Source organism: Sulfurimonas sp. (genome assembly GCF_016744025.1).
Classification (GTDB): domain Bacteria; phylum Campylobacterota; class Campylobacteria; order Campylobacterales; family Sulfurimonadaceae; genus Sulfurimonas.
In genome coordinates this window covers 1-4,650 of record NZ_JADGFC010000159.1, presented here as the reverse complement: position 1 = coordinate 4,650, position 4,650 = coordinate 1, and the positions used below count along the sequence as shown (strand labels likewise).

4 protein-coding genes are annotated in these 4,650 nt (G+C 31.2%); all 4 read left to right on the top strand.

The features are described from left to right. Nucleotides 1-191: 191 nt before the first annotated feature. Nucleotides 192-2,267 carry an EAL domain-containing protein gene (locus QZZ48_RS14155; protein ID WP_294966905.1) on the top strand — a complete coding sequence of 692 codons (2,076 nt, stop codon included), beginning with the start codon at nt 192-194 and terminating at the stop codon, nt 2,265-2,267. Nucleotides 2,268-2,333: 66 nt separating this feature from the next. After that, a complete protein-coding gene (locus tag QZZ48_RS14150; RefSeq protein ID WP_294966904.1) occupies nt 2,334-2,804 on the top strand; it encodes an RNA pyrophosphohydrolase in 471 nt (156 codons plus the stop codon). Beyond that, nucleotides 2,805-4,016 carry an aspartate kinase gene (locus QZZ48_RS14145; RefSeq protein ID WP_294966903.1) on the top strand — a complete coding sequence of 404 codons (1,212 nt, stop codon included), beginning with the start codon at nt 2,805-2,807 and terminating at the stop codon, nt 4,014-4,016. Between the two features lie 5 nt (nt 4,017-4,021). Continuing rightward, complete coding sequence (locus QZZ48_RS14140) at nt 4,022-4,570, top strand: HobA family DNA replication regulator (RefSeq protein WP_294966902.1); 549 nt, start codon at nt 4,022-4,024, stop codon at nt 4,568-4,570. Nucleotides 4,571-4,650: the final 80 nt, after the last annotated feature.

Here is a 4,650-nt window from a genome sequence, read left to right as displayed (position 1 = left end):
CTTCTTTGTTTTTGGTCGAATAAGATTAGCAGATTATCGATTAATCCTATCTTTCAACTTACTTTCAAAAAATTGCACTTGATTTTAGAATTGGCGAAGCTATAAATATTGGAATTGATAAGTTTATTACAAAACCAATAATTAGTGCAGACGATTTAATAACACCACTAATAAATCTTTGTAAAAAAATAATGTTTGACGTAGAATTTCAAAAGAAAGATTTTCTTTTAAAACAAAAAAATAGAGTTATTGATGAAAATATTTTTATGACTGTCTCAGATTTGGGTGGAAGAATCACTGAGATATCTAAAGCATATTTAAACTTTACGGGGTACACAAAAGAAGAAGTTATAGGTAAAAATCATAGTATTTTTAGACATGAGGGTGCTAACCCTGAAATTATAAAAAACTTGTGGGAAACAATATTAGCAGATCAAGAGTGGACAGGAAAGTTAAAAAATAATAAATATAGTGGTGAAGAGTATTGGATAAGTACTACAATAAGTCCTTTATATGATATTAATAATAAGAAAATCGGTTATACCGCAATGGCAGAAGATATCACTAATACAAAAAGACTAGAGTCTCTCTCAATTACTGATTCATTGACAGAGATTCATAATAGACGCTATTTTGATTATTCTTTAAAAAGAGAGTTTAAGAGTGCAACTTGGAGAAGAGAAAAGTTTGGACTTCTTATTTTAGATGTTGATTACTTCAAAGATTATAATGATTTTTATGGGCACGTTCAAGGTGATAAAGTCCTTAAACTAGTTGCTAAAGAAATCAACAAATATGCAAAAGATGTGGTAGAAGATGTTTTTAGAATTGGTGGTGAAGAGTTTGCTGTTCTTATATCAAATGCTTCAGACGGAGAAGTCGAGAGAATAGCACTTGATATTGTAACGAATATAGAGTTATTAGAGATTGAACATGAAAAAAGTGAAGTTTCAAAGTTTGTAACAATATCTATAGGTGCTGTTAATATAGACGGTTCAAAAGATACAATGTCAAATGAAGACCTTTATAATCTAGCAGATAATAATCTCTATAAAGCAAAAGGTGGAGGGCGAAATAGAGTTGTTTTTAATGTAGATGTAGACTCTATTGGAACACTCAAAAATTTAGATGTACTAACAAAACTACCAAATAGACAATCCTTGATACAAGATCTCTCTACAATTCAAGAAGAGGCCATGTTAATTCTACTTAATCAGGTTAACTCTATAAAAGACTTGTATGGTCTTGACGCGGTTAGTGATATAGTCTCTCAAAAAGCAAAACAATTAAATGAAATTATAATAGATGATAGCGTGACTCTTTATAGTCTTAATATGCAAGAGTTTGCTATTTTAGTAACTAAGAGAGCATTGTTTGAAAAATACTTATCTCTTTTGAAATATTCTGTATTGCCAAACTCTGATGAGAATGTTTATTATGCATATGATGATAATTATTTTATTTCTGATTTTACAGCTGGTGTTTCTTATGGAATATTAAATATATTTAATCACTCAGATACAGTACTTCAAAAAGCTACACTAAACAGATTGAGAGTATATAAAAAAGCACTTCACAGTGGAAATGTTATTCCTTACTTTCAGCCTATAATAGATGTAAAAGATAACTCAATCTTAAAATATGAAGCATTAGCAAGACTTTTAACAGATACCGGTGAGATAGCATCCCCGTATTACTTTTTAGATTCCGCTAAACAAGATAATACTTTTGAATTTTTCACAAGACAAATGATGCAAAAAATTTTTAATATCTATGCGAAGAAAAAAACTGATATATCAATCAATATTACTTATGAGAACATAAGTTCTGATAGTATGCAACACTACATAAGAAACAGACTTGAAAAGTATGGTGGAGATGGAATAACATTTGAAATAGTTGAGTCCGAAGAAATTGAAGATTATAAACTTATAGAAGATTTTGTACTTATGCTAAAAGAATATAACTGTAAGGTCTCAATAGATGATTTTGGTTCTGGATACTCCAACTTTACCAATATTATAAAACTAAATATCGACTATATAAAACTAGATGGTTCTTTAATAGAAAAATTAAATGTTGATAAAAATGTAGAACATATGATAACTGCACTATTGTCCTTTGCAAAAAATGCGAATATAAAAACAATAGCAGAGTTTGTAAGCACAAAAGAACTAGATGAGAAAGTAAGAGCACTTGGTGTTGATTATATCCAAGGCTACTTGTATGGCGAACCAAAAAGTCCAGAACATTATGGTTTAGTTTAACTTATCTTAAGGGTTTTTAGAGGTGTCCTTTAGTATAATCGCGTTTATTATAATTTAGGTGTTTTCATGAACAAGAAAGATTTATATCGTCCTAATGTAGCGATGATTATTGTTTCAAATAATTACCCTCAAAAGAAAGAAATTTTTATAGCACAAAGAAATGATTTAACTGACAAATGGCAGTTTCCTCAAGGTGGTATTGATGAGGGTGAAGAAGTGCAAGAAGCACTTTTGCGTGAGCTTGAAGAAGAGATAGGAACTAACAAGATAGAAATTGTTGCTGAGTATCCTGAGTGGATATCATATGATTTCCCTCCTAAGATAGCTAAAAAAATGAGTCCCTACAAGGGGCAAAAGCAAAAATACTTTTTAGTAAAACTAAAAAAGAGTGCGAAGATAGATATAAATACTGCTCACCCTGAATTTAGTGATTATAAATTTGTTGGAGTTGATGAAGCTTTAAACCTTAGTGCATCTTTTAAACAAGCAGTTTATGAGACAGTCATTAGATATTTTAAAAATGAAGGGTATCTTTAGATGTTAATAGTACAAAAATTTGGTGGAACAAGTGTTGGTGATTTAGAGCGCATTCAAAATGTAGCAAATCGTGTGGTTGAGAGTAAAAAAGCTGGTAATGATGTAGTAGTTGTCGTATCAGCGATGAGTGGAGAGACTAATAAGCTAGTTGCTTATGCTGAACATTTTTCTTCTACTCCTGCAAGAGCTGAGATGGATATGCTTCTAAGCTCAGGTGAAAGAGTTACAGCTTCACTTTTATCTATTGCTTTAAACGAGATGGGACACAGTACAGTTTCTATGACTGGTAGAAAAGCTGGAATACTTACAGACTCTCACCATACTAAAGCACGCATAGAAGAGATTAACCCAGAGGCAATGAAGAGTGCTATACAAGAGGGTAAAATTATTGTAGTTGCAGGATTCCAAGGTGTATCAATGGAAGGAAATGTAACAACTCTTGGTCGTGGTGGAAGTGATTTAAGTGCTGTAGCAATTGCTGGAGCAATAGATGCAGACTTATGTGAGATATATACAGATGTAAGTGGCATCTATACAACTGACCCTCGAATAGAACCAAAGGCTAAAAAACTTGACAAGATATCTTATGATGAAATGTTAGAGTTGGCATCTCTTGGTGCTAAAGTACTTCAAAATCGTTCTGTAGAGTTAGCGAAAAAACTAAATGTAAATTTAGTAACAAGAACAAGTTTCTCAAATGAAGAGGGAACATTAATAACAAAGGAAGAAAATATCATGGAAAAACCATTAGTAAGCGGAATAGCATTAGATAAAAATCAAGCTCGTATCTCTTTAATGGGAGTTGCTGATAAACCTGGCATAGCATCTGACATCTTTGGAAAGTTAGCAACTAGTGATGTTAATATTGACATGATAATTCAAAATAAATCACATGATGATAGAACTAATATAGATTTTACAGTTCCTATTAGTGATATAGCAGATGCAAAAAAAGTTGTTGATACATTCATGAATAATGGAGATATTGAAGCAGATTCATATAATGAAAAAATTTGTAAAGTATCAATAGTTGGTGTTGGTATGAAATCACATACTGGCGTTGCTGCAAAAGCTTTTGCAACTATGGCAAATGAAAACATAAATATAAATATGATCTCAACATCAGAAATAAAAGTTTCTATGGTTATATCTGAGAAGTATGCTGAGCTAGCTGTTAGAAGTCTACATAATGCATATGAGTTAGATAAGTAAAGTATATGCAAGATTTTGCACAATGGAGTTTAGATGTTATCAGAGAAGAGGGTGCATATCTTAGCTGGTTAGAAGAGCAAAGATTTGACTGGACTAATCCTCTATCTTTAGCATTAGAGCAGATTCTAAACGGTAAGACTATTATTCTTATCACTGATGAAAAAAGAAAGTGGTTAGAGAAATATATATTATGCTCAATCAATTCAATAAACTTAGATAGACCTCTATTACCTATTGTAAGTATGGATAGTCTTTATCAACACTATAGCAATATTAGTGGTGGAGAGATGATAGATGTTGTAGAAGATATGATATCTCTTTCATATAAAGATGATTACTTTTTTTGGTACATAGGCAAGGGTGATGATAAGAGATCAGATATTGCTAAAAGAAAAGACAATAGTTATTTTTGGATTTTTGATGAAGAGTTTCACAATGGCTTTACACTAAAGTCTTATGACTCTATGATAGATATAAAACTTTTACAACTTTACAAACTTTTTGATGCTTCGTTAAATGCTACAATTTTTGGAGAAGTGAATGTTAAATCATGAGAGTATAAAAAGTCATATACTAATATCAAGCGATATTGAAGCTGAGGTCCAAAAGCTAAAAGAACTGCTAAAACCAAATA

What these genes read in the sequence shown, in the direction of transcription:
- QZZ48_RS14155 (WP_294966905.1), top strand. Translation starts at nt 192, where the DNA reads ATGTTTGACGTAGAATTTCAAAAGAAAGATTTTCTTTTAAAACAAAAA.
- QZZ48_RS14150 (WP_294966904.1), top strand. Translation starts at nt 2,334, where the DNA reads ATGAACAAGAAAGATTTATATCGTCCTAATGTAGCGATGATTATTGTT.
- QZZ48_RS14145 (WP_294966903.1), top strand. Translation starts at nt 2,805, where the DNA reads ATGTTAATAGTACAAAAATTTGGTGGAACAAGTGTTGGTGATTTAGAG.
- QZZ48_RS14140 (WP_294966902.1), top strand. Translation starts at nt 4,022, where the DNA reads ATGCAAGATTTTGCACAATGGAGTTTAGATGTTATCAGAGAAGAGGGT.